This is a genomic window from Sphingomonas sp. CCH5-D11 (assembly GCF_001557395.1).
Classification (GTDB): Bacteria; Pseudomonadota; Alphaproteobacteria; order Sphingomonadales; family Sphingomonadaceae; genus Sphingomonas.
On sequence record NZ_LSKH01000026.1, the window covers coordinates 1 to 24,501 of the forward strand.

Below are 24,501 nucleotides of genomic sequence, written 5' to 3' on the forward strand. Positions count from 1 at the left end.
CGCCATCACCCTTTCCGCCATCGCGATGACGCTGATCGTCGGCGTGCGCTACCTCATCACCAGCGGGGCCTTCGCGCTTGCCACGCGGGCGAAACACCCCGGGCTCTACAGCGGCCTCGATCCGCAGATCCGGCGCGAGATCTGGTGGAGCCTCGCGTCGGCCGCGATCTATGGCGTGCCGGCCGGGGTGGTCGCCTGGGGCTGGCAGAACCGCGGCTGGACCCGGATCTATACCGAGGCGTCCGCTTATCCGCTCTGGTACCTGCCGCTATCGGTGCTGCTGTTCCTGTTCGCCCACGACACCTGGTTCTACTGGTCGCATCGCTGGATGCACCGCCCGAAGCCGTTCCGCATCGCCCATGCGGTTCACCATGCCAGCCGGCCGCCGACCGCCTGGGCGGCGATGGCGTTTCACCCGATCGAGGCGCTGACCGGGGCTGTGGTAATTCCGCTACTGGTGTTCATCATTCCGATCCATGTCGCCGCGCTTGGATTGGTGCTGACGATCATGACGGTTATGGGTGTGACCAACCATATGGGCTGGGAAATTTTCCCGCGGTTCATGTGGCGGGGGCCATTGGGGGCGTGGCTGATCACTGCCAGTCATCATCAGCGCCATCACGAGCGGTACGGATGCAATTATGGACTCTATTTCCGGTTCTGGGATCGGCTGTGCCGCACGGATGACGGATTGGGCGATTTCACGCGGGAACGGGCGCGTGCTGCTGCTCGCAGCCAGCGCGGTGGCGCTGATCGGCGCGACGCCGGTCGCGCGGCTTGATGTCGATTTCGACCAGGTCCGTTCCGACAAGGGCATGTTGCGCATCTGTCTGACCGCTGCACCCGATAATTTTCCGACCTGCGTTGATGATCACAATGCGACCAGGCGCTCGGTTTCCGCCGGCACCGGCACGCTGCAGTTCGATGGCCTGCCCCATGGCAGCTATGCGGTGGCGGTGATCCACGACGAGAACGGCAACAAGAAGCTGGATACCTTTGCCGGCATCCCGCGCGAGGGCTTCGGCTTTTCGCGCAACCCGCCGATCCGCTTCGGCCCGCCCCGCTTCGCGGCCGCTCGGTTCAGCATCAACAGTGATGCTGAAAAGCAACACGTAAAGCTGCGTTACATCCTGTAAGCAACGTCGGGGAGCCAAATTGCTGCCGGCGGGTTGGGTGCGCACCGAAGAGGGGACGCATCAAACCGTGACAATGAGGATTCTCGTCGGCCTTGCCGCCGGCATTGCCGCTCTGCCCACCATCGCCAGCGCGCAGGACGCCGCGCCACCCGCCACCGCCGAAGCGATCGCGCAGGAGCTGGGCGGCGACAGCGTGACGGTCGGCGTGGGCGTCGGTTATCTCACCGACTACGAAGGCTCAGACGATTATCGCTGGACGCCCGTGCCGGGTGCGATCGGATCGGTGGGCGGCATCAACTTCCAGGTGCTCGGCAATCGCGCCAGCGCCGATCTCATCCCCAACCAGTCCGGCTCCACCTGGGATTTCCAGCTCGGCCCGATCGGCGTGATCAACTTCATGCGCAGCGATCGTTCCAGCATCGACGATCCGCGCGTCAAGGCGCTGGGCGAGCGGGACACCGCAATCGAGCTCGGCGGCTATGCGGGTATCGGCAAGACCGGGATCATCACCAGCCCCTATGACCGGCTGTCGGTGTCCGTGAGCTATCGCCACGATGTGACCAAGGTGCATCGCAGCGGCATCTGGCAGCCGACGATCACCTATTTCACCCCCTTGTCGACCAAGGCGGCGGTGGCGGTGCTCGCGTCGGCGGAGCGGGTGGAGACCAAATATATCCGCACCTATTACGACATCTCGCCCGATGAAGCGGCGGTGTCGGGCCTGCCGGCCTATCGCGGCCGGGGCGGGTGGAAGAGCTGGACGGTGGGCGCGCTCGGCACCTATTCGCTGAGCGGCCATCTGCTGAAGGGATGGAAGATCGTCGGCGGTGCGACCTATCGCAAGCTGATCAACGACATGGCGGACAGCCCCATCGTCAGCGTGGCGGGATCGCGCCATCAGTGGATCGGCGCGGTGGGCCTGGGCTACACCTTCTAAGCGTTTGGAGAGGGGCGTGCGCCTGGCGCGCGGCCCGGGAGGTGGGGCTGAACTGATCGCCACCAAGGAGCAGCGCCCCACCTCGTTGCCCCCTTGTCGAAAACGCTTTCCAGGGGGCGCTACGCCGACAAGCGGTTGAACGATCAGGTGAAACAGGGCATGGCGGCACCATGGTTCCTGTTTCGTTCGGCGGCCAATTGCTGACCCCCCTGTCGCAGGGCGCCCTATATTGGGCTGCCCGGCAGGCGCTGCTGGTCGCTGATCTTCACTTGGAAAAGGCAAGCTGGTTCGCCCGTGGCGGGCAGATGCTGCCGCCCTATGACTCGCTGGCGACCCTCGCGGATCTCGCGGCGCTGGTGCGGGACACGGCCGTGCGCGAGGTCTGGTGCCTGGGTGACAGCTTCCATGATCCCGAGGGGTGCAGCCGGCTGCCGGAGGCGGCACAGGACATGCTGCGCGCGCTGACCGAGGCGACCCGCTGGACGTGGATCACGGGCAATCACGATCCACATGGCGTGGACCGCTGCGGCGGCGATGTGGTGGACGAAGCCGTAGTGGGCGGTCTGGTGCTGCGGCACGAGGCGAAGGCGGGCGAGACGCGGCCCGAACTGTCCGGCCATTATCATCCCAAGCTGCGTATCCGGGTGCGCGGCAAGCTCGTGTCGCGGCGGTGTTTCGTGGCGACGGGCGCGAAGCTGATCCTGCCCGCCTTTGGTGCGCTGACCGGCGGCCTGGACGCCACACACCCCGAGATCGTTCGCGCGGTCGGCCGGCCGGCGCACGCGCTGATCCCGGTCGAGGATCGGCTGCTCCGCTTCCCGCTGGCCGCCTGAGCAGGCGTAGCGGCGCGCTCAGGCCAGCGCGGCGACGCTGTTCGCGATCAGGCGCACCAGATCGACCTGACCACGCGTCCGCGTCTTGGCGAACAGGCGTTTGGAATAATTGCGCGCCGTCTCGAGCGTCAGGCCAAGCTGCGCGGCAGCCTCGCTCAAGCTCGCCCCGCCGGCGATCGCGGCGGCGAGCCGCGCCTCGCTGGGCGGCAGGGCGAAGATCGCCGACAATGCGGCGGCACGCGCCGCCTGATCGCCGTTCCGGGGAATAGCCATCAGGCCGATGACCGCTGCGCCTGAACCGGTCGTCGATGGTTCCGCCGAACAGGGTATCAACAGCAGCCAGTGCGGCATATCTCCCCGCACCCGCATGACTTTCACGGCATTTTCCTGAAGAGCGGCCGCGACGCTGCTGCTCACTCCGACGGCGAGCCAACGGGGACCCAGCGCCGCCTGCGCGCCAGACGACATGGACAATAGCCGCGCGTCGGCGTCGAAACCTACCCAGCCGACACCGGCGCGGCGCAGCGCCTGTTCGGACAAAGCGAGCTCAACACGTGAGCGGTCGAGCGCCCGGCGGGTACGCAGGGATATGCCGAGATGCGGCGCGAGCCGCGTGAGCAAGGCGCCGTCCGCGGCGGTAAAGTCGCGCTCCTGTCGGCGTACAATGAGCCAGGCAGAGGCGCCCCCGACCTCACCCACGCGCACGATGCGGCCAAAGCCTTGGTCACGATCGATGGCGTAGACGCGGCCCGGCCGCAATTGCCGGCGCCACGCGCGGTCGCCGCTGCCGCCTTGCCCCGCCAATGCCGCAAAGTGCACGTCTGGCGCATCCGGGCCGGCGCTGACGATAATGGCGGCACTGTCGGCGCGCACGCGCTGGCGGAGGCGCGAGAGGAACGTTGCCCAGGGGTGCTGCTCATGAACGCCATCATGCAACGGGAGCAACAGATCGGTTTCGTCGGCCGGCGCGAGTGCCATGACGCATACTCCCATATGGGAGGTTTGCTGTCATCCCGCTGCTGCCATCTTCCCGACAAACAGATCGGGGATTTCATGACTGCCCGCACCCTCACCCATCTCGAGCGGCTCGAGGCGGAGTCGATCCATATCATGCGAGAGGTGGTCGCCGAGAGCGAACGCCCGGTGATGCTTTATTCGGTCGGCAAAGATTCGGCCGTGATGCTGCACCTCGCTCGCAAGGCCTTCTATCCAGCGCCGCCGCCCTTCCCCCTGCTCCATGTCGATACGACCTGGAAGTTCAAGGCGATGTACGAGCTTCGCGATCGCATGGCGCGCGAGAGCGGCATGGAGCTCATCGTCTACAAGAATCCTGAGGCCGAGGCGCGCGGGATCAACCCGTTCGATCACGGGCCGCTCCACACCGACATGTGGAAGACCGAAGGTCTGAAGCAGGCGCTGGACAAATACGGCTTTGATGTCGCCTTTGGCGGAGCACGGCGGGACGAGGAGAAAAGCCGCGCGAAAGAACGCGTCTTTTCCTTCCGCTCGGCCAACCATCGCTGGGATCCGAAGAACCAGCGGCCGGAACTGTGGAACCTCTATAATGCGCGGAAATCGAAGGGTGAATCGATCCGCGTCTTTCCGATCTCCAACTGGACCGAGCTCGACATCTGGCAATATATCCAGCTGAACGACATTCCCATCGTGCCGCTCTATTTCTCCGAGCGGCGGCCGACGGTGGAGCGCGACGGGCTGCTCCTGATGGTGGATGACGAACGCTTTCCGCTGCGCGAGGGCGAGACGCCCGTCGAACGCTCGATCCGCTTCCGTACACTAGGCTGCTATCCGCTGACCGGCGCCGTGGAAAGCGAGGCGGCGACCCTGTCGGACGTGATCCAGGAGATGCTGCTCACCACCACCAGCGAGCGGCAAGGCCGTGCGATCGACAAGGACGCGGGCTCGGCAAGCATGGAGAAGAAGAAGCAGGAGGGGTATTTCTGATGCTGCAAGGTATTACTTTGCAGCAGGTTGGCGTGAGTGGCGAGGACCGTCGCCCCAGCTCCACCGTCATCCCCGCAAAGGCGGGGATCCACACGCGCTGCCGTCTCAATCATCACGAACCATCGAGTTCATGGATTCTCACCTGCGCGGGAATGACGAGGTAAGTATGGCCAGCACCGCCCAAGAATCCGTCTATCAGGTCGACGCCCTCGTCGCCGAGGACATCGACGCCTATCTCGATCGTCATCAGCACAAATCGCTGCTGCGCTTCATCACTTGCGGCAGTGTCGACGACGGCAAATCGACGCTGATCGGCCGGCTGCTGTATGATTCGAAGATGATCTTCGAGGACCAGCTCGCCGCGCTCGAGAGTGACTCGAAGAAGGTCGGCACGCAGGGTCAGGAGATCGATTTCGCCCTGCTGGTCGACGGCCTCGCCGCCGAGCGGGAGCAGGGCATCACCATCGACGTCGCCTATCGCTTCTTCGCCACCGAGAAACGCAAGTTCATCGTCGCCGATACGCCCGGCCATGAACAATATACGCGCAACATGGTGACGGGGGCGTCGACCGCCGATCTCGCCGTGATCCTGGTTGACGCGCGCAAGGGCGTGCTCACCCAAACGCGGCGGCATTCCTATCTTGCCCATCTGATCGGCATCCGAAACGTGGTGCTGGCGGTGAACAAGATGGACCTGGTCGGCTATGATCAGGCGATCTTCGACGAGATCGTGGCCGATTACCGGACGTTCGCGGAATCGATCGGCCTTGATGCGTTCACCGCCATGCCGATCTCCGGCTTCAAGGGCGACAACATCACTGCCCCTTCGCCCAACACGCCCTGGTACACGGGGCCGAGCCTTGTCGCGCATCTCGAGACCGTGGAGCTGGACGCGGAGGCCGATCAGGCAAAACCGTTCCGCCTGCCGGTGCAATGGGTCAACCGCCCCAACCTCGACTTTCGCGGCTTTGCCGGCCTCGTCGCGACCGGCACCATCCGGCCCGGTGATCCCGTCCGCATCCTTCCCTCCGGCAAGACGTCCAAGGTCGCCCGCATCGTCACGCTGGACGGCGATCTGGACGAGGCGGTGGCTGGCCAGTCGATCACCCTCACCCTGACCGACGAGGTGGATTGTTCACGCGGAGACGTAATCGCGGTCGCTGGCGCACCGCCGCAGGTGGCGGATCAGTTCGAGGCCACGATCGTGTGGATGGCCGAGGACGAGATGCTGCCGGGCCGCTCCTATTGGCTGAAGCTGGGCACACAGACCGCGACCGCGACGGTTCAGGCGCCAAAATATCAGGTCAACGTCAACACGCTGGAGCAGCTGGCGGCCAAAACGCTGGACCTGAACGCCATCGGCGTTGCCAACCTTTCCACCGACAAGCCCTTGGTGTTTGAGCCTTATGCGGCCAACCGGGCGCTCGGCGGCTTCATTCTGGTTGACAAGCTGACCAACGCCACTGTGGCGGCTGGCATGCTGCACTTCAGCCTGCGGCGATCGCAGAACATCCATTGGCAACCGACCGATGTTAGCCGCGACACGCTCGCCAGCCTGAAGAATCAAAAGCCGGTGGTGCTGTGGTTCACCGGCCTGTCCGGGGCGGGCAAATCCACCATCGCCAATGTCGTGGAAAAGAAGCTGGTGCGGATGAACCGCCACACCTTCCTGCTCGACGGCGACAATGTGCGCCACGGGTTGAACAAGGACCTGGGCTTCACCGATGCCGATCGGGTGGAAAACATCCGGCGTGTCGGCGAAGTCGCCAGGCTGATGACCGATGCCGGGCTGATCGTGATCACCGCCTTCATTTCTCCGTTCCGCGCAGAGCGGGAGATGGTGCGCCAGATGATGCAGCCGGGCGAGTTCATCGAGGTTCATATCGACACGCCGCTGGCGGAGGCGGAGAAGCGCGACGTGAAGGGCCTGTATGCCAAGGCACGGTCGGGGCAGCTCGCCAACTTCACGGGTATCGATAGCCCCTATGAACCCCCGGAAGATCCCGAGATCCGCATCGACACCACGGCGATGACGCCCGATGAAGCAGCCGAGCTGATCATCAAGAGGATCATTCCATGACCGACATGACCGATGCGGAGCTGGCCGCGCATCTGGCGGAAACCGCCGGTCGGATCCTGCTGGAAGTGCGGGAATCCAGCGTGTTTTCGGCCAAGGCGCTGGGCAAGGCCGGCGACCAGACGGCGAACCAGTTCCTGGTTCATGCCATCCGCGAAGCACGGCCCGACGATGGCCTGCTGTCCGAAGAAATGAAGTGCGATGGCGAGCGGCTCGGCAAATCGCGAGTGTGGATCGTCGATCCGGTGGATGGCACGCGCGAATATGGCGAAGCGCGGCAGGACTGGGCGGTTCACGTCGGGCTGACGATCGATGGCGTTGCAACCGTTGGCGCGGTGGCGCTGCCGGGTGCCGGAATGGTGCTTCGATCCGATCAGCCACAGGCCGTTCCCGCACCGGGAAGCCCGCTTCGTATGTTGGTTAGCCGTACAAGGCCGGCTGCCGAAGCTGTGAGCGTTGCCGAACGGCTGGGCGCGACGCTGGTCCCGATGGGTTCGGCCGGGGCCAAGGCGATGGCAGTGGTGCGCGGCGAGGCCGATATCTACCTTCACTCGGGCGGCCAGTTCGAGTGGGATTCGGCGGCACCGGTCGCGGTGGCGCTGGCGCACGGGCTGCATTGCTCGCGCATCGACGGCAGCCCATTGGTGTACAATCAGGAAGACTCTTACCTTCCCGACCTGCTCATCTGCCCCAAGCCGCTTGCCGCGCAGATCCTGTCGCTCATCACGGAAACGAAAGCAGCCGCCTGAGCTGAGGCCGTCCGGCGCCGGACGGCTGCCGATAGCGGATCGCCTTCCCGATCAAGGGAAAGCGATCCGCGGCCGTCATCAGGCCAAATGCTCGCGGAAGAAGGCGGCGGTCCGGTCATCCGCTAGCTGGGCGGCCTCTTCCGAACGGCGATCGCCCATCTCAGTCGCGAAGCCGTGATCCTCACCGGGGTAGTCGTACAAAGTCACCTTTGGGTGGTCGTCCAACCCCTCATGCATCTTCTGCTGCGTCGCCTTGTCGACGAAGCCGTCGTCACCGGCGATGTGCAGCAGCACCGGATGCGCGATGGCGTGCTTTTCACCCAGCAGGCCATCAATGCCGACGCCGTAATAGCCGACCGCCGCATTGATGTCCGTCCGGCACGCCGTCATGAACGCCAGGCGACCGCCGAGGCAATAGCCGACCGCACCAACCTTGCCGGTGCCGCCGAGCAGCTGGCGCGCCTGATGGATCGTCGCCTCAATGTCGCGGATGCCGGCATCCTGATCGAACTGGCCGAACAGGTCGAGTCCGCGCTGCAGCTCGGCCGGGATATCGGGGTTCAGCTCCACGCCGGGTGCGATCCGCCAGAACAGGTCAGGCGCGATGGCGAGATATCCCTGCTCCGCCAGCCGGTCGCACTTCTGGCGAATGCCGGGGTTCACGCCAAACACCTCCTGGATGACGATGATCGCGGCGGTCGGCGTTCCGCTCGGGTCCGCGCGATAGGCCTTGAACATACCTTCGCCGTTCAATGCCGTGGCGTCGATCATCTCACCCATGTGCAATCCTCTCAGTTGATGTTGACCCGCGATGCGGTTGCGATGAAAGCCGCATAACGGGCATAGATGGCGCGTCAGTGACGCTATCGTCCCTGCGGGGACTGCTCAAGGGAGCGTGATCAATGAAGGTCACCATCGAAATCGATTGTTCACCGGAAGAGGCGCGGCGGTTCATGGGCCTGCCCGATCTCGCCCCTTTGCAGGATCGCTATGTCGCGCTGCTGCAAAAGTCGCTGGAACAAAGCACGCAGGCGCCGGAAGCGCTGGAGGCGATCATGAAAAGCTGGGCGCCGATGGGCGAAGCCGGCACCGCGATGTGGCGGCGCATGTTCGAAACCGCGACCAAGCCCGGCGGTTGATGGACACGATCTACGCGGTGTCCAGCGGCCGCCCGCCCGCCGCAATCGCCGTTTTGCGCATCAGTGGCCCCGATGCGATGGCAGCGGCCACGAAGCTTGCCGGATCGCTCCCCGCGCCCCGCCGGGCTGCACTGCGACGATTGACGGACCATAAGGGGGCGGTGCTGGACCAGGCGCTGGTCCTGATCTTCCCGGGCCCCGCCACCGCAACTGGCGAGGATCTCGTCGAGTTGCACCTTCACGGCGGACGTGCGGTTGTGGCGGCGGTGGAGCGGGCGCTGGGATGCCTGCCCGGGCTGCGGCTGGCGGAGCCGGGCGAGTTCACGCGGCGCGCACTCGCAAATGGCCGCATCGATCTTATCCAGGCGCAGGGATTGGCGGACCTGCTCGAGGCGGAGACCGAGCAGCAACGGCGGATGGCGATCGAAAGCGCGGACGGTGCGGTGAGCGTGATGATCACCGGATGGATGGACGCGCTGTCCCGCATCGCGGCGCTGATCGAGGCCGGCATCGATTTCGATGACGAAGACGACGTCACGCCAATCGACCTCCGGTCGATCGAGGAGGAGGTCGAGGCGCTTGTAGCGGAGTTGGATCGGGTGCTCGCCCGCCCCTCGGTCGAACGATATCGCGATGGCATTCGGGTGGTTCTGGTCGGGCCGCCGAACGCCGGCAAGTCATCGCTGCTGAATGCCCTGATCGGCCGAGAGGCTGCCATCGTCTCTCCGATCGCTGGCACGACGCGGGACCGGGTGGAGGCGAGCGTGGTGCGGCGCGGGAACGTCTACCTGCTCACCGATACGGCCGGGCTGCGCGACGAGACGGACGACCCCATCGAACAGATCGGCATCGTTCGTGCGCGTGAGGCCCTCGCCGCAGCGGATATCATCCTGGATCTGAGTGACGATCCTTCACCTGACCCGCGCGCCATTGCGGTGCACGCTCGTGCTGATCAACGTCCGGCGGTTCCGTCAGCGGCGGTTGGAACATCTACCCGCGACCTCGCGAGCATCGACCGATTGTGGGCTGTTATTGAAGAGCGCGGCTCATCGGTGTTGGGTGACGCCAAGGGCGCAACGTTTCATGAGACGCAGCGAGAAGCGCTAGCGTCGGCGCGGGCTGCACTGGCGCGTTTCAGCGATGACGGTGACTTGTTGTTGCGCGCAGAAGAAGTACGTACAGCGTCTCGCGCGCTCGCCGGCCTGCTCGGCATCGACGCGACGGAAGCGATGCTGGATGCATTGTTCGGCCGTTTTTGCCTCGGAAAGTAGTGTTTCACGTGGAACAATCGTTTGACGTTATCGTGATCGGTGGCGGTCACGCTGGCACGGAAGCGGCGGCGGCGGCGACGCGCCGGGGCGCGCGCGTCGCCCTCATCAGCCATGATCCCAGTCGCATCGGTGCGATGTCCTGTAATCCCTCTATCGGTGGCTTGGGGAAGGGCCATCTGGTGCGCGAGGTGGATGCCTGTGACGGCCTGATGGCGCGAGCGGCAGATGCCGCGGCCATTCACCATCGTATGCTCAATCGGAGCAAGGGACTCGCGGTCCAAGGCCCCAGGATTCAGGCGGATCGCCGGCTGTACGCTGCTGCGATCAGACGCATGATCGGAGCTGAAGCGGGCATCACGATTATCGCTGGCGAAGCGGTTGCCCTGATCGTGGTGGGGGATCGGGTGGAGGGCGTCGCCCTATCCTCGGGCGAAGACGTGAGCGGACGTGCCGTCGTTCTCGCGACCGGCACGTTCCTCGGCGGCAAGTTGTTTCGCGGCGAAGAGCAGCAGTCAGGCGGACGGGTTGATGAGGCCTCGGCCCTTCCGCTGGCGGCGCAATTGCGCGAACTGAAGCTTCCGATGGCTCGGCTGAAGACCGGCACTCCACCGCGCCTCGACGGCCGCACGATCGACTGGGCGCGACTGGAACCGCAGCCGTCGGACGTGGATCCCTGGACCATGTCGCCGATGACGCGTGAGCGCCTTTTGCCGCAATTGGCGTGTGCGATCACGCGGACCAGCCAGGCCGCTCATACGATCATCGCCGAGAACCTGCATCGCTCGCCGTTGCAGACCGGCGCCATCGAGGGGCAAGGCCCACGCTATTGCCCGTCGATCGAAGACAAGATTCGTCGCTTCGGAGATCGCGACGGGCATCAGATCTTCCTGGAGCCGGAAGGATTGGACGATCCAATCGTCTATCCGAATGGCATTTCCACATCCCTGCCCGCGGACGTTCAGGAAGCATTTCTGCGCACCATCGTGGGGTTGGAGCAGGTGCGCATCACCATGCACGGCTATGCGGTCGAATATGATCACATCGATCCCCGCGCCCTCGATGCGACGCTTGCCTTGCCGAACCTGACGGGGCTGTATCTGGCGGGTCAGATCAATGGCACGACGGGCTATGAGGAAGCCGCTGCGCAAGGGCTGGTAGCTGGTGCCAATGCCGCTGGTGCGGCGCTTGGCTTGGCCCCGCTCCTCCCCGACCGCAGTGCCAGCTACATCGGCGTGATGGTCGATGATCTGGTGCTTCAGGGCATCAGCGAACCCTATCGTATGCTGACCGCACGCGCCGAGTATCGCCTAGCCCTGAGGGCTGATAATGCCGAGACGCGCCTGTCGGAAAGTGCAGAAGCGCTGGGGCTGCTGTCGGTGAAACGCCGCGCCCATATCGCTAATCGAATGGCACAGCGCGCGCGGCTGAAAGCCGGATCGACTGCCGAGGGTGTCGATGCTGATCTGATCCGCGAGCATGAAGAAGACGTTCGCTATGCGCCCTATCTCGCACGCCAGGCGGCGGAGATCGCGCGGATGAAGCACGATGATCGTGTGATCATCGCAGCGGGCGCCGACCTTGACCGGATCGCCGGCTTGTCGAACGAAATGCGGGAGCGTTTGCGAACGGCAAGGCCGAACACGCTGGGCGAGGCGTCGCGCGTTCGCGGGGTAACACCGGCAGCGCTGACCGCCCTGTGGCTCGATGCAAAGGCGCGGCGATGAGCGAGGACGATGCACAAGCGGCCGTAGAGGCGATCGTCGGCACAGCGTATATGGACCGGCTCGCGCGTTTCGTTGCGCGGGTGACTGACGAAAGTGAGCGGCAGAATCTGGTCGCCAAGCCGACGCTGGCTGCCATCTGGGAACGACACGTTCTCGACTCCGCGCAGCTCCTCCCGTTGGCTGGTGATCAGCCCGGCTTGTGGGCCGATGTTGGGACGGGTGCCGGCTTCCCCGGCATGATCATCGCCCTCGCCACTGAGCGGTCGGTGGGCCTCATCGAGCCGCGGCGGATGCGCGCGGAGTTCCTGGCGTCTGCCTTGGCAGACGAAGGTTTGTCGAACCGTGTCACGGTGTACCAGGCGAAGGTGGAGCGGGTTGTGGCGCTTTCAGCCGCGGTGATTTCGGCGCGGGCGGTCGCGTCATTATCGGAATTGTTGCAATCGACCGCGCATATCGCATCCATGGACACGCTTTACTTGCTCCCGAAGGGACAATCGGCCACGACAGAAGTGAACGAGGCGCGCCGCCGCTTTGAGGGATTGTTCCACGTGGAACAAAGCATCACCAGCCCCGAAGCCGGCATCGTCAGCGCCCGTCATGTGAGGCAGCGCCGATGATCCGAATTGCAGTTGCCAATCAGAAGGGCGGCGTGGGCAAGACCACGTCGGCGATCAATCTTGCGACAGCGCTTGCAGCCACCGGCAAGCGCGTCTTGCTGATCGACCTTGATCCGCAAGGCAATGCTTCCACGGGTCTCGGCATTACGCAGGCCCAGCGGCAGGCCTCCAGCTATAACGTCCTGGTGGACCAGGCCTCCGTCGATGAGGCGGCCGTGCGAACCGGCGTGCCGCGCCTCGACGTGCTGCCCGCGACGGTCGACCTTTCCGGTGCCGAGATCGAGCTGGTCGAGCTTGAGCACCGCACGCATCGTCTGCACCGTGCGCTTGATGCCGCCTCCCCTCGGTGGGACATCGCCCTGATCGACTGCCCTCCGTCCCTTGGGCTGCTCACCATCAATGCGATGGTGGCCGCAGATTCGCTGTTCGTGCCCCTTCAGTGCGAGTTTTTCGCGCTGGAAGGGCTGAGCCAGCTGCTCACCACTGTTGAGCGCATCCGCGCGCGGTTCAACCCGTCGCTGTCTATCATCGGCGTCGCGCTGACCATGTACGATCGCCGGAACCGACTAACGGAACAGGTGTCGGCGGATGTTCGCGCCGTGCTTGGCAAGGTGGTGTTCGACACCGTGATCCCGCGCAATGTGCGCCTGTCGGAAGCGCCAAGCCATGGCTTGCCCGCACTGATCTACGACCACCGCTGCAGCGGATCGCAGGCCTATATTGCGCTCGCGCGGGAGCTGATCGCGCGCCTGCCCCATACCGAAGAGGTTGCAGCATGACTGATACGAAGCGCCGCGGCGGCCTTGGCCGGGGATTGGGCGCGCTGCTGGGCGACATTGCGCGGGACGATTCGCCGGCAGACACCAGTGGCAGCCCGCCTGCCGGCGTTCGCCTGATCCCGGTCAGCGCGATCGCGCCGCATCCGGATCAGCCCCGCCGCCATTTTGACGAGGATGCGCTCAACGAACTCGCCGCCTCCATTGCGGAGCGGGGTATAATCCAGCCGATCGTCGTGCGCCCGCATGGCCACAATTATCAGATCGTCGCCGGCGAGCGCCGTTGGCGCGCGGCACAGCGCGCCCGGCTGCACGAAGTACCAGTCGTCGTTCGCGATTATTCTGATAGCGAAACGCTTCAGATCGCGCTGGTCGAAAACATCCAGCGGCAGGATCTCAACGCGATCGAAGAGGCGGAAGCATATAGCCGGCTGGTCGATGAGTTCGGCCATACGCAGGAGGTACTGGCCAAGACCGTTCACAAGTCGCGCAGCCATGTCGCGAACCTGCTTCGGCTGCTCGACCTGCCCAAGACGGTTCAGGCGCGGGTGGTGGATGGCTCGCTCAGCATGGGCCACGCCCGGGCGATCATCGGCGCGCCTGACGCAGAACAGCTGGCGGAGCAGGTCGTCATCAAGGGCCTGTCCGTTCGCCAGACCGAGAAGCTCGCCCAGACTGCCAAGCCTGAGTCCGTGCGGAAGCCGGCCCGTCAGCGTCCGGATCAGGTGGGTCAGGGCGCGAGCGATGCCGATGTGGCCGCGCTGGAGCGTCAGCTTGGCGACCTTCTCGGACTGCGGGTGAAGATCACCTTTGGCGCTGGCGGTGGTGCCGTGACGATCGATTACAGCACGCTGGATCAGCTCGACATGCTGTGTCAGCGGCTGAGCGGTGAGCCGATCTGACCGGACGTCCGGCGGCCTGATCCACGTATCTCGACGATCTTCGGGAGCGTTGCCGGGGAAGGTAGTGGTTACGCCTTCGCGGCGCCCTGCCCATCCTGTGGCGAGATCCGATTGTCCGCGCACAGGACAGCTAGAGGTTTGCGGCCCGCGGCTGCCTGAACCTGCCAGGCGTTACAAAGCAGGATCTCACTCCCTGACCCAGAGGCCGGCCAGAGGGCGAGGCCCAAACGTGACCTTGATTGCGCTTCGCCTCAGCGGCGAAGCTTGACGGCGAGCTCCATCATCGCCTGCGCGGCCAGCACATCGCCCGCGCCCCCTGATCCGGCCATCACATCGCGTTCGGCCGCGCGGACCAGTGCCAGCGCGCGTGACAGCGCCTGTGGCGACCAGCGACGCAGGGCAGCAGATGTCGCGGCCTCTTCCTTGAAGAAGACGCGGTGCCGCTTCATGACGCCGGCGATATCGCCGCCATTCACCACTTCGCCCTTCATCTCAGCGAGCGTTGCCAGCCGCCGAGCGAGCGCGCGCAGCCAGGGCACCGGCGAGGTTCCCGCCTCGTCGAAGCGCCGAAGCGCCTCGCCCAGAACGGCAGGTTCGGCGCCGATGATCGCGTTGATCACGTCACCTGTTTCCGCATCGCCCAGATCCGCGCCGACCGCATCCAGCGTATCGAGTTCGCATTCCTTCTGACGATCAACGGCGGCGTCGAGATACAAGGCCAGCTTCTCGATCTCGCGCGTCATCACCGCGCGATCGCCGCCGCCGGCCTGCGCGAGGCGGCGTGCCACCCCGGCGCCCAGCCGCAGACCATTCTCACGCGCAATTTCGTTTGCGATGCCTTCAAGCTGATCACCGCCGGGGACATAACAGGCAAGCGCCAGCGCGAGCGGAGAGTCGAGCGCGAGCTTCGCCACCTTTGATGTCGCCTTCAGCGATGGCGCGATCATCACCACCGGATTGCCCGCCCGATCCGCTTCGAGCAGCGCGGTCACGGCCGCGAGGCTCTCATCGCCGGCGGCCGTGACCCGGATGTGCCGCGCCGTCCCGAACAGTGAAAGCGAGGCGGCCTCATCCGCAAGCCGTGCCGGATCCCCGCGCAAGGCAGCGCCTTCGAGATCGACCCGCTCCGCATCCGTGCCGAGCGCACGAGGCAGACGATCGGCAAGCGCCAAGGCACCGGCTTCGTCAGGGCCGAACAGCAGGTATAGCCGGATATCGGCAGGCGGCCGGTCCAGCGCCGCCTTCAGGCGGGCTTCCGTCGCCTTCATGGGGCGGTGGGCGTACGCCCCAGATAGACCGCGAGGCGCATCAGGATCTGGTCTGCGACGCGCTCTGAGAGCCGCTCCAGCGCGGTACTTTCGGCCGCGATCGTGGCATAATCGGACCCGACCACGTCTATCCCCGCATCGGACCCGGCCGTCGCGTCCAGCACCACACCGTTCCGATCCAGCTCGACCAGTTGATAGCGCGCCCGCAACGTCCGCCGCTCGCGCGCCACCGAATCATCGCGCCGGATGGCGAGGCCGGTGATCTCGTCATCCAGCTTGATCTCCAGCCGGTAACGCGCGGTCTGGCCCGCCGGAACGGCGCCCAGGCGATCGCGAAGCGCATTGGTGACCAGCCACCCCGCCTTGCCCTCGATCGGCGCCACCTCGACCTGGCCAAGCGCGCTGGCGACGGCGCCAGAGCCGCCACCCGAATAGAGCGGCTTCAGCCCGCACCCGCCGAGCGTCAGCATGGCGGCGGCGCCGGCGGCAAGGGCGAGGCGCCGCTTCATGCGACGATATTCACCAGTCGATCAGGCACCACGATCACCTTCTTGGGGGCCTTGCCCTCCAGCACGCGGATCACCTTGTCCAAGGCCAGCGCCTGCGCTTCGGCGACTTCGCGCGCGACGCCCTTTGGCATCACCAGCGTGTCGCGCAGCTTGCCATTGACCTGCACGGCGACGGTGACTTCGTCGTCCACCAGCATCGCGGGGTCCACGACGGGCCAATCGGCGTCCGCGACCAGCCCTTCATGCCCCTGCGCCGCCCAGGCTTCCTCGGCGAGATGCGGCACCATCGGCGCGACGAGCCGCAGCAGCGTGCCGAGCGCCGCCGTGCGATCCGCGGACGGCTGCGCCTTCTCGATCGCGTTGGCGAGCGTGTAGATCAGCGCCACGGCCTTGTTGAACTGCAGCCCCTTGATCGCCTCGGCGACGCCCTTGACGGTGCGATGCGCCACCTTGCGCAGCGCCACATCATCGCCCTCACCAGTCCTATCGTCGCCGATCAGGCGCCACAGTCGCTGCACGAAGCGCCATGCGCCCTCGATGCCGTTCTCGCTCCACTCCAGGTCGCGCTCGGGCGGAGAATCGGAGAGCATGAACCAGCGCACCGCATCCGCGCCGTACTGATCCACGATCGGCTCGGGATCGATCGTGTTCTTCTTCGACTTGGACATCTTCTCGATGCGGCCGACCGTCACCGGCTGCCCCGTCGAGACTTCGACGCCACCCTCGATCTCGCCCGGCGAGAGCCAGCGACCGTCAGACGATTTGTACGTCTCGTGCGTCACCATGCCCTGCGTGAACAGGCCGGCGAACGGCTCCGCGACGTCGATCAGATCGACCGCCTTCAGCGCCCGCGTCCAGAAACGCGCGTAGAGCAGGTGGAGGATCGCATGCTCCACCCCGCCGATATATTGATTCACCGGCAGCCATTGCTCGGCCACCGCACGATCGAACGGCTTGTCGCTCGGCTGGCTGGCGAAGCGGATGAAATACCAGGACGAATCCGCGAACGTATCGAGCGTGTCGGTCTCGCGCACCGCTGGCTTGCCGCAGGACGGGCAATCGACGTGCTTCCACGTGGGGTGGCGATCGAGCGGGTTGCCCGGCGTCGCAAAGCTCACGTCCTCGGGCAGTTCCACCGGCAGCTGGTCGCCCGGCACCGGCACTGCGCCGCAGGCCTCGCAATGGATGATCGGGATCGGCGTGCCCCAGTAACGCTGGCGGCTGATGCCCCAGTCGCGCAGGCGGAACACCGTGGTGCCCTCACCCCAGCCGCCTGCCTCGGCGCGCAGGATCACCTCGCGCTTGGCATCCTCGACGTCCATGCCGTCGAGGAAGTGCGAATTCACCAGCGTGCCCGGCCCGGTATAGGCCTCGGTGCCGTCGAACTCCGGCTCGTCCTTCGCCCCGTCCGACACCACGCGGCGGATCGGCAGCTGGTATTTGGTGGCGAATTCGAAATCGCGCTGGTCGTGCGCCGGCACGCCGAACACCGCGCCGACGCCATAATCCATCAGCACGAAGTTCGCGATGTAGACCGGCAGCTGAAGCGACGGATCGAACGGATGCGTGGCCTTTAGCCCGGTGTCGAACCCCTGCTTCTCCTGCGTCTCCAGCTCGGCCGCAGTCGTGCCGCCGCGACGGCATTCCTCGATGAACGCCTGCGCCGCGGGATCGTCAGCCGCCACGCGCTGCGCCAGCGGATGATCCGCCGCCACCGCGACGAAGCTCGCGCCGAAGATCGTGTCGGGGCGGGTGGTATAGACCTCAACCACGCCCTCGTTCGTGCCGGCCGCATCGCCAAGCGCGAAACGGAAGGTCAGCCCCTGGCTCTTCCCGATCCAGTTTTCCTGCATCAGGCGGACCTTGTCCGGCCAGTTCTTCAGCTCGCCCAGCCCCGACAGCAGGTCGTCGGCAAAGGCGGTGATCTTCAGGAACCACTGGTTCAGCTTGCGCTTCTCGACCAAAGCGCCCGAACGCCAGCCGCGCCCGTCGATCACCTGCTCATTGGCCAGCACGGTCATGTCGACCGGATCCCAGTTCACCGCGCTTTCGCGGCGATAGACCAGCCCCGCCTCGTAGAATTTCAGGAACAGCGCCTGCTCATGCCCGTAATATTCCGGGTCGCAGGTGGCGAATTCGCGCGTCCAGTCCAGCGCGAAGCCCAGCCGCTTCAGCTGCGCCTTCATCGTGGCGATATTGTCGCGCGTCCAGCCGCCGGGGTGGACCCCCTTCTCCATCGCGGCATTCTCGGCCGGCATGCCGAACGCGTCCCACCCCATCGGGTGGAGCACTTCCATGCCGTTCATCCGGCGGAAGCGTGCCAGCACGTCGCCCATCGTGTAATTGCGCACATGCCCCATGTGGATGCGCCCCGAGGGATACGGGAACATCTCGAGCACGTAGCTCTTGGGCTTTGGCGAGTGATCGTCGGCGGCAAAGGTGGCGCGCTCGTCCCATACCCGCTGCCAGCGGGCATCGGCGGCGAGCGCGTTGAAACGTTGGCCGTTGCTGGGGCTCATGCCTGAGCTCAGTTGGAAGCCGACGACGCGCGGCGCAGATCGCGCGCGCGGGTCAGGATGATGTCTTCCATCTTCTGCGTCGTGGCGGCAGCGACCGGCGCGCTCACCCACTGGCCAGCCTGGTTCACCTCACGCAGCGCAGCGACGCGCACGGCGTCGGCGCGCAGATCCTGATCGAGGATCGTGACGGTCACCTTCATCCGCTCGGTCGGCGTCTGCGGGTTCACATACCAGTCGGTGACGATGACGCCGCCGTTGGAATCGGTCTGTAGCAGCGGCATGAAGCTGAGCGTGTCGAGCGAGGCACGCCACAGATAGCTGTTCACCCCGATGGTGGTGATACGGCTGGCGGCGAGATCCGCCTCCGGCCGCTTCTGGCCACCACCACAGGCAGCAACGGCAAGGGCAGCGCTAACGACCAGCGCGGAACGCAACGGGCGGAACATCGGCATCGTCCTGATGGAAAAATCGTGGTCCTGACCTCTATAGAGCATGGCCTATGCTCGCAAGTTCGCGGTGGAGGGCTGCTGCCGCCGGTCCCGTGGAACCGCGAACATGGTTAGCGGCTTCGCTATTGTGGAAAGCATGCAACACCTCCGCCAAAAGCAACACATGCACATGGCGAGGCGCGAACGAATCGTGCTAGATGCGTTTCCAAGGGTCGGAGGGATTCTGTGGACGCGGTACGTGCGCTTTTTGGCGGTTCTGTCGTGGCGATTGCCGCGGCGATTGCCATTGCGCCTGCCATTGGCGCCTCCGAGCCGGACCGGGTAGCGACCAAGCGGCCTGTCGCATCGCGGGCGCTGGGCGGATTTACCCCTGCTGCGGCAGATCCGCGGCTGGCGGCGGCATTCGCCCGCAGCGGGCTCGGCGCAAGCGAGTTCCGCTTCACGCCTTCGGAGAATCGCCAGGGCAACCGGCCGGTAACGGTCGCCGTTCGTGCCCGCTCCAGCCAGATCGCCGATGCCGGCCGCGCCGCCGCCGTTGCGCCGACGGTCGGCCTGGTGCCGGTCGCCTATAATCTGGGCGTTTCGGTCGGGTGGAAGCGCTTCGCGGTAACTGGCGACGTGGCAAAGATCGACCTGGCCGGTCAGCCCGGCGGGCGTGAGGCTGCCGATGTCGCGGTCAGCTACTCTCTGCCGCGCTTCACCGGCCGGGTTCAGGCCGGGGCCGATCGCGCACTTCCCGGTGCGCCCAAGCTGGTGGAGGATGGGCCCAGCTATTCGCTGGACGTGGGCGGTTCCTATTCGCTCACCCGGAACATCGATCTGACCGCGGGCATGCGCTACAAGTCCGAACGTGAACGCCTCGCGCGCTTCAGCGACGATCGCCGCGACAGCCAGGCGGTGTACGTAGGAACGGCGTTCCGCTTCTAAACGGCGTTCCGCTTCTAAACGGCGCTTTGCGGTGCGCTATCATATGCGCCGCAGAGCTGATCTCCTGATCACGTCACGCGCGGCTGTTCGGTGGGAGCCACGCATCGATGGCTGCCCAGCCGTCAAAGCCCGGCATTGCCCGAAATCGTCGCGCGTCCATCCCGCCGAGCGCGATTCGCGTCATCGGCAGCATCAGCGCCAGCCACCTTGCTCGGCGTCGCCCCAGGCTGTCGGCACCGGGGTGTGATCGCGTCGCGAAGACGGGCGAGATGAATGCCGCGCTTGCCCTCGCCTGCCGGGCGCGCCGGGCTTCGCGCACGTCATGCACCGGCCAGGTCGTCATTCCCGGTCCGCACCCGCGATGGACGCCCATTTCCCCCGCCAGCGGCACATCGCCCGCGCGGATCAGGATCAGCCCGCGCGAACGCGCCAGGCGCAGCAATCGAGCGAACAACCGCCGCCGTTCGGGAAGCGCTGTCGCGTGATGCCGGAAGACGATTCCTCCGCCCCGCGGCAATTGGCGCACCGCGCGCCACAGATCATCCCCCATGCGCTCGTCCGTCATCAACCATAGCGTCGGGACAGGGTGGCGGCGCGGCATCGCCGCCCGTATAGCCCCGCCGATGCAAGCCGACGACCGCCTTGATGCCATCCGCGGGCGCATCGCCCATGCCGCCAAGCTGGCGCGGCGCGATGCTGCCGCCATTACCCTGATCGCCGTATCGAAGACGCACCCTGCCGATGCGATCGAGCCCCTGCTCGCCGCCGGCCACCGCGACTTCGGGGAGAACCGCGTGCAGGAGGCGGAGGCCAAATGGCCCGCCCTGCGTGAGAAATATCCGGACGCGCGGCTGCACCTGATCGGTCAGCTGCAATCCAACAAGGCGAGCGATGCGGTCGCGATGGCCGATGCCATCCATGCGGTGGACCGGTCCTCGCTCATCACCGCGCTGGCCAGGGCGATGGACGCGCAAGATCGTCGCCCCGCCTGCTTCATCCAGGTGAACATTGGTGAGGAAGCGCAGAAGGGCGGCTGCGCGATCGCTGACCTGCCCGTGCTCTTGGCGGAAGCGCGCAGTGCCGACCTGCCGGTCGCGGGGCTGATGTGCCTGCCGCCAGTCGAGGTGGAGGCCGCGCCCTATTTCGCGCTACTGGCGAAGCTCGCGCGCGACGAAGGCATCGGCGGGCTCAGCATGGGCATGTCGGACGATTTCGAGACCGCCGTGATGATCGGCGCCACGCATGTGCGCATCGGCTCAGCGCTGTTCGGAGCCCGCGCATGAAGTTCGACGCGTTGCTGTTCGATTTCGACGGAGTGCTGATCGAAAGCGAGTATCTCGGCAACAAGCACATTGCCGACTTCCTCACCGAGCGCGGGCATCCGATCACGCCGGAGCAGTCCATGGCCAATTTCATGGGCCTGTCCGGCTGCGACTTCCTCGACCGCGTGGAATCCTTCATCGGTGGGCCGCTGCCCGACGACTGGAGCGAGGCGCGCATGGCAGAGAACGAGCGCGTGCTGGCCAAGGGGATCGAGGAAGTCGCCGGCGCGATCGCCTTTGTCCGCAGCCTGCCCGCCGATCTGCCCAAGGCGGTCGTCTCCTCCAGCTCGACGCGCTGGATCAGCACGCATCTTGCGCATCTCGGCCTGTCGGACGTGTTCGGCGACCACATCTATTCGGGTGCGGAGCATGTCACCCGGGGGAAGCCAGCGCCGGACCTGTACCTGTATGGCGCGCGCCAGCTCGGCGTTTCGATCGAGCGGTGCGCGATCCTCGAGGATTCACCGGTTGGCGCGACTGGCGCGGTGGCGAGCGGCGGGCATGTCATCGGCCTGTGCGCGGGGCTGCACTGCACGCCTGGCCATGACGCGAGGCTGCGCGAGATCGGCGTCCACGCGATCGCGCATGACTTTGATGAGGTCAGGCGGCTGTTGCAGGTCTGACGCCCTGCCGCTGACCGGCGTGAACGATCTTCTTCGTTCGCGTCGAGCCTGCCGAAGAACGTGCGTTCGACAAGCTCAGGACGGACACGCTTATAGCTGATGCCCGGTGCGGTCGCGCTTGGTGGCGAGATAATGCTCGTTGTGCGGGTTCGTCGGCAGGAAGTGCGGCACCCGTTCCGTGACGGTGATGCCGCGCACTTCCAACCCGGCCACCTTGCCCGGATTGTTGGTCAACAGCCGGATTTCGCGCTGCCCGAGCAAATCGAGCATCCGCGCCGCGACGCCGAAATCGCGCGCATCGATTGCGAAGCCGAGCCGCGTATTGGCATCCACCGTGTCGAAGCCCTGATCCTGGAGGGCATAGGCGCGCAGCTTGTTGACCAGACCAATCCCCCGCCCTTCCTGGCGAAGATACAACAAGATGCCCCACCCCGATTTGGCGATCGCCTTCAACGCCGCATCCAGCTGTGGCCCGCAATCGCATTTGAGGCTGCCCAGCGCATCCCCGGTCAGGCATTCGCTGTGCAGGCGCACCAGCGGCGGCTCTCCCTGCGGGGTGCCGATCAGCAAGGCGACATGCTCGCCCGGCCCTTCCGGCGTCCGGAACGCCACGATTTCGGCATCTTCGGCATGGGCGACCGGCAACCGCGCACGCGCGGCTATGGTCAGCCGAACAGCATCCTCGTGCGCGTCGATCTCGGCCGATGACAATGTAACCTCGGCGGCACCGCCCTCCAGAACGAAGAAGGCCGGCAACATGCCCGCGATGCGCGCCAGCCGAAGCGCCGCCGCGGCATCATCGCGCGCCGTCACGGCGATGGCGCGAAACGGTCCCTTCAGCGGCGTCGCGAGGTCGAGCTGCGGATCCGCCAGTGCGGTAGCCGTCGCGAAATCGATCCAAGGCGCCCGATCCACCAGCACCGGCGCGTCGGGCACCGCCGCCTCGAGCTGGTTGGCCAGCTTCAGCGTCTCGGCCCGGCCGGCGGACAGCAGAACCGGCGCCTGCCGCTCGGGATCGAACGCATCCAGCCGCACCGGATCGGCCGTCTCGATCGGCAGCAGCGCCAGCGCGCCGATGCGGATCGGCCAGCCGCGGCGCAATGCGTCGATCGCTCGGGCGGTCTGGCGCGGGTCGGTCAAAAGGCGAACTCCGTCATGATCGGGACGTGATCGGATGGCTTCAGCCAGCTGCGGCACGCCTCGTACACATGGTGGGATTGCGCCGCCTTCGCCACATTCCCCGTGGCCCACATGTGATCCAGTCGCCGCCCGCGATCATTCTTCGTCCAGTCCGGCGAGCGATAGCTCCACCAGGTATGGAGTCGCGCGGGCGCGGGATGAAAATGCCGGCCGAGATCGACCCAGTCGTTGGATGCCTTCAGCCGGTCCAGCGCCTCCACCTCGATCGGCGTATGGCTGACGACCTTCAGCAGCGCCTTGTGGCTCCATACGTCGCTGGGCAGCGGCGCGATGTTGAAGTCGCCGGTCAGGATCGTCGGGCAGTCGAGCGACTGCGACCATTCGGTCATGCGTTGCACGAAATCGAGCTTCTGCCCAAACTTCGGGTTCACCTCGCGGTCGGGCACGTCTCCGCCGGCCGGGACATAGACATTTTCCAGCCTGACGCCGTTTTCCAGCCGCACGCCGATATGCCGCGCCTCGCGATTGGCCTGCCAATCCAGCCGATCGTCCTCGGTGATCGGCACGCGGCTGATGATCGCCACGCCATGATGCATCCGCTGGCCATGAAGCAGGATGTGCTGGTAGCCGAGCTGACGAAAGACCTCGGCCGGGAAGTCGGCGTCGATGACCTTTGTCTCCTGCAGGCACAGGATGTCCGGCTGAGCCTCGCGCAGGAACTGCTCAACGATGGCGATGCGGAAACGGACCGAATTGATGTTCCAGCTGACGATCTTCACCCGCGCGCTTTAGCGGGGGCAACGCGGCAACGGCAATCATCATATGCGCCGGATAGGGAAAGGCCCTCGCTCCGGGGGCTTGGAGCGAGGGCCGACCTGGCGTTCGTCACGCAGGGGGGAGTGGAACATCGTTCAGGCAACAGGGGGAAAATCCTGAACCGCCCCACATCCGCATTCGGGGCAATAGCGGCCCTTTCCTGTCGCCTGGATGAACAAACCGGTTGTGAACCGTTCAGTTGCGCGTTCCGTTTCTCCGCGGATCGTTCCAACGGAACGTTCCGTCGCTCACCGGCACGTTGAACCGCTGATTATCGAGGCGGATGGTCGTCCGATTGCCCTGACTGTCCAGCGTTACCCAGCCTTGCAGCATCAACCCGCCCGGTGCGCCGCCCTCCCGCGCGAACACCATTGTGATGCGGCCATATTCCGGATGCTTTGGATCGTAGCCCTCCACAGACAGCACGCGCGAATCGCCGCTGGGGATCACCTTGGCATAGCGGGCGATGTCACGATCCGGGTTGATCAGCACGCCCAGCGGCGAATTGGTGATCGGCCAACGCTGCACCTGGCGCACCGAATAGTCGATAAAGGTCAGCGCCTTGCCATCCCCGACCACCAAGATCGGCACGCCCTTTTCATATTGGAAGCGGATCTTGCCCGGCTTCTTGAGCGACAGCGTTCCCGTCAGCGTCTTGCCGGCGCGATCGGTCTGCGTGAAATCGGCGGTCATCGTGTTGACGGCGCGCAGGTGGTTCTGGACCAGCGCCAGGTCACCCGATTGCGCCGCCGCCGGCGCAGCGATCACGACCGCGGCGGCGATTGGCACGAAACTTCTCAACATG

General features: G+C 65.6%; 26 protein-coding genes. 16 read left to right on the forward strand and 10 right to left on the reverse strand.

The window, feature by feature from the left end; all coding sequences use genetic code 11:
- The 4 genes from AX702_RS01755 to pdeM all read left to right on the forward strand — a co-directional run.
- Nucleotides 1-781 (forward strand): sterol desaturase family protein (locus AX702_RS01755; RefSeq protein WP_156455313.1); only part of this gene is annotated, 781 nt, incomplete at its 5' end.
- Entirely contained in the window at nucleotides 720-1,136 is a 417-nt protein-coding gene (locus AX702_RS01760) for a DUF2141 domain-containing protein (protein WP_066775546.1), read from the forward strand. The genes AX702_RS01755 and AX702_RS01760, both read left to right, overlap by 62 nt.
- A gap of 73 nt (nucleotides 1,137-1,209) precedes the next feature.
- Entirely contained in the window at nucleotides 1,210-2,073 is an 864-nt protein-coding gene (locus tag AX702_RS01765; RefSeq protein WP_066775549.1) for a MipA/OmpV family protein, read from the forward strand.
- 170 nt (nucleotides 2,074-2,243) lie between these two features.
- Complete coding sequence (gene pdeM, locus AX702_RS01770) at nucleotides 2,244-2,906, forward strand: ligase-associated DNA damage response endonuclease PdeM (protein WP_066775551.1); 663 nt, start codon at nucleotides 2,244-2,246, stop codon at nucleotides 2,904-2,906.
- An 18-nt stretch (nucleotides 2,907-2,924) separates the two neighbouring features.
- Here pdeM and AX702_RS01775 read toward each other — a convergent pair whose 3' ends face one another.
- Nucleotides 2,925-3,884, reverse strand: a complete 960-nt coding sequence (locus AX702_RS01775) for a helix-turn-helix transcriptional regulator (RefSeq protein ID WP_066775553.1) — start codon at nucleotides 3,882-3,884, stop codon at nucleotides 2,925-2,927.
- Between the two features lie 75 nt (nucleotides 3,885-3,959).
- On the opposite strand from AX702_RS01775, the gene cysD reads away from it, so the two are divergent.
- The 3 genes from cysD to AX702_RS01790 all read left to right on the forward strand — a co-directional run bounded on the left by cysD (nucleotide 3,960) and on the right by AX702_RS01790 (nucleotide 7,694).
- On the forward strand, nucleotides 3,960-4,868 hold the full coding sequence (gene cysD / locus AX702_RS01780) for a sulfate adenylyltransferase subunit CysD (protein ID WP_066775594.1): 909 nt from the start codon (nucleotides 3,960-3,962) through the stop codon (nucleotides 4,866-4,868).
- A 166-nt stretch (nucleotides 4,869-5,034) separates the two neighbouring features.
- Nucleotides 5,035-6,948 carry a sulfate adenylyltransferase subunit CysN gene (gene cysN, locus AX702_RS01785; protein ID WP_066775555.1) on the forward strand — a complete coding sequence of 638 codons (1,914 nt, stop codon included), beginning with the start codon at nucleotides 5,035-5,037 and terminating at the stop codon, nucleotides 6,946-6,948.
- A gap of 5 nt (nucleotides 6,949-6,953) precedes the next feature.
- The gene (locus AX702_RS01790) at nucleotides 6,954-7,694 is read left to right on the forward strand and encodes a 3'(2'),5'-bisphosphate nucleotidase CysQ (protein ID WP_066775596.1); all 741 of its coding nucleotides are present in this window, start codon (nucleotides 6,954-6,956) and stop codon (nucleotides 7,692-7,694) included.
- A 78-nt stretch (nucleotides 7,695-7,772) separates the two neighbouring features.
- Here AX702_RS01790 and AX702_RS01795 read toward each other — a convergent pair whose 3' ends face one another.
- Entirely contained in the window at nucleotides 7,773-8,474 is a 702-nt protein-coding gene (locus AX702_RS01795; protein WP_066775557.1) for a dienelactone hydrolase family protein, read from the reverse strand.
- A gap of 122 nt (nucleotides 8,475-8,596) precedes the next feature.
- Here AX702_RS01795 and AX702_RS01800 point away from each other — a divergent pair, with 122 nt between their 5' ends.
- From AX702_RS01800 to AX702_RS01825, 6 genes are read left to right on the forward strand one after another with little or no spacing between them, the layout of a single operon-like run.
- Nucleotides 8,597-8,833: a DUF6489 family protein gene (locus tag AX702_RS01800; RefSeq protein ID WP_066775559.1), complete on the forward strand. Its 237-nt coding sequence runs from the start codon at nucleotides 8,597-8,599 to the stop codon at nucleotides 8,831-8,833.
- Entirely contained in the window at nucleotides 8,833-10,104 is a 1,272-nt protein-coding gene (gene mnmE / locus AX702_RS01805) for a tRNA uridine-5-carboxymethylaminomethyl(34) synthesis GTPase MnmE (protein WP_066775560.1), read from the forward strand. Before AX702_RS01800 ends, mnmE begins: the two co-directional genes overlap by 1 nt.
- 8 nt (nucleotides 10,105-10,112) lie before the next feature.
- The gene (gene mnmG / locus AX702_RS01810; protein ID WP_066775598.1) at nucleotides 10,113-11,828 is read left to right on the forward strand and encodes a tRNA uridine-5-carboxymethylaminomethyl(34) synthesis enzyme MnmG; all 1,716 of its coding nucleotides are present in this window, start codon (nucleotides 10,113-10,115) and stop codon (nucleotides 11,826-11,828) included.
- Nucleotides 11,825-12,445, forward strand: coding sequence for a 16S rRNA (guanine(527)-N(7))-methyltransferase RsmG (locus AX702_RS01815; protein WP_066775561.1), 621 nt, complete (start codon nucleotides 11,825-11,827; stop codon nucleotides 12,443-12,445). The genes mnmG and AX702_RS01815 overlap by 4 nt, the downstream gene beginning before the upstream one ends.
- On the forward strand, nucleotides 12,442-13,224 hold the full coding sequence (locus AX702_RS01820; RefSeq protein ID WP_066775563.1) for a ParA family protein: 783 nt from the start codon (nucleotides 12,442-12,444) through the stop codon (nucleotides 13,222-13,224). The genes AX702_RS01815 and AX702_RS01820 overlap by 4 nt, the downstream gene beginning before the upstream one ends.
- A complete protein-coding gene (locus AX702_RS01825; RefSeq protein WP_066775565.1) occupies nucleotides 13,221-14,123 on the forward strand; it encodes a ParB/RepB/Spo0J family partition protein in 903 nt (300 codons plus the stop codon). Before AX702_RS01820 ends, AX702_RS01825 begins: the two co-directional genes overlap by 4 nt.
- Nucleotides 14,124-14,374: 251 nt before the next feature.
- Here the strand turns inward: AX702_RS01825 and holA are convergent, their stop codons facing one another.
- The 4 genes from holA to AX702_RS01845 are packed head-to-tail and all read right to left on the reverse strand — an operon-like array spanning nucleotide 14,375 to nucleotide 18,865.
- Complete coding sequence (gene holA, locus AX702_RS01830) at nucleotides 14,375-15,391, reverse strand: DNA polymerase III subunit delta (RefSeq protein WP_066775567.1); 1,017 nt, start codon at nucleotides 15,389-15,391, stop codon at nucleotides 14,375-14,377.
- Entirely contained in the window at nucleotides 15,388-15,900 is a 513-nt protein-coding gene (lptE, locus tag AX702_RS01835; RefSeq protein ID WP_066775569.1) for an LPS assembly lipoprotein LptE, read from the reverse strand. The genes holA and lptE overlap by 4 nt, the downstream gene beginning before the upstream one ends.
- Nucleotides 15,897-18,419: a leucine--tRNA ligase gene (gene leuS, locus AX702_RS01840; protein WP_066775571.1), complete on the reverse strand. Its 2,523-nt coding sequence runs from the start codon at nucleotides 18,417-18,419 to the stop codon at nucleotides 15,897-15,899. Before leuS ends, lptE begins: the two co-directional genes overlap by 4 nt.
- Before the next feature lie 8 nt (nucleotides 18,420-18,427).
- Nucleotides 18,428-18,865, reverse strand: coding sequence for a DUF3576 domain-containing protein (locus AX702_RS01845; protein WP_066775600.1), 438 nt, complete (start codon nucleotides 18,863-18,865; stop codon nucleotides 18,428-18,430).
- Between the two features lie 228 nt (nucleotides 18,866-19,093).
- Between AX702_RS01845 and AX702_RS01850 the strand changes: the two genes are divergently transcribed.
- Nucleotides 19,094-19,795, forward strand: a complete 702-nt coding sequence (locus AX702_RS01850) for a hypothetical protein (protein ID WP_066775573.1) — start codon at nucleotides 19,094-19,096, stop codon at nucleotides 19,793-19,795.
- Nucleotides 19,796-19,868: 73 nt separating this feature from the next.
- On the opposite strand, the gene AX702_RS01855 is transcribed toward AX702_RS01850, so the two are convergent.
- Entirely contained in the window at nucleotides 19,869-20,360 is a 492-nt protein-coding gene (locus AX702_RS01855) for a thiamine phosphate synthase (RefSeq protein ID WP_231731689.1), read from the reverse strand.
- Nucleotides 20,361-20,418: 58 nt separating this feature from the next.
- Here AX702_RS01855 and AX702_RS01860 point away from each other — a divergent pair, with 58 nt between their 5' ends.
- Nucleotides 20,419-21,078 (forward strand): YggS family pyridoxal phosphate-dependent enzyme, encoded by a 660-nt coding sequence (locus AX702_RS01860; RefSeq protein ID WP_066775577.1) that lies wholly within the window; start codon nucleotides 20,419-20,421, stop codon nucleotides 21,076-21,078.
- Complete coding sequence (locus tag AX702_RS01865) at nucleotides 21,075-21,740, forward strand: HAD family hydrolase (RefSeq protein ID WP_066775579.1); 666 nt, start codon at nucleotides 21,075-21,077, stop codon at nucleotides 21,738-21,740. The genes AX702_RS01860 and AX702_RS01865 overlap by 4 nt, the downstream gene beginning before the upstream one ends.
- 90 nt (nucleotides 21,741-21,830) lie before the next feature.
- Here AX702_RS01865 and ribA read toward each other — a convergent pair whose 3' ends face one another.
- The 3 genes from ribA to AX702_RS01880 form a co-directional block, all read right to left on the reverse strand.
- On the reverse strand, nucleotides 21,831-22,880 hold the full coding sequence (ribA, locus tag AX702_RS22765) for a GTP cyclohydrolase II (protein WP_066775581.1): 1,050 nt from the start codon (nucleotides 22,878-22,880) through the stop codon (nucleotides 21,831-21,833).
- A complete protein-coding gene (locus tag AX702_RS01875) occupies nucleotides 22,877-23,659 on the reverse strand; it encodes an exodeoxyribonuclease III (protein WP_066775583.1) in 783 nt (260 codons plus the stop codon). Before AX702_RS01875 ends, ribA begins: the two co-directional genes overlap by 4 nt.
- Before the next feature lie 232 nt (nucleotides 23,660-23,891).
- Complete coding sequence (locus tag AX702_RS01880) at nucleotides 23,892-24,500, reverse strand: LolA family protein (RefSeq protein ID WP_066775585.1); 609 nt, start codon at nucleotides 24,498-24,500, stop codon at nucleotides 23,892-23,894.
- Nucleotide 24,501: the final 1 nt, after the last annotated feature.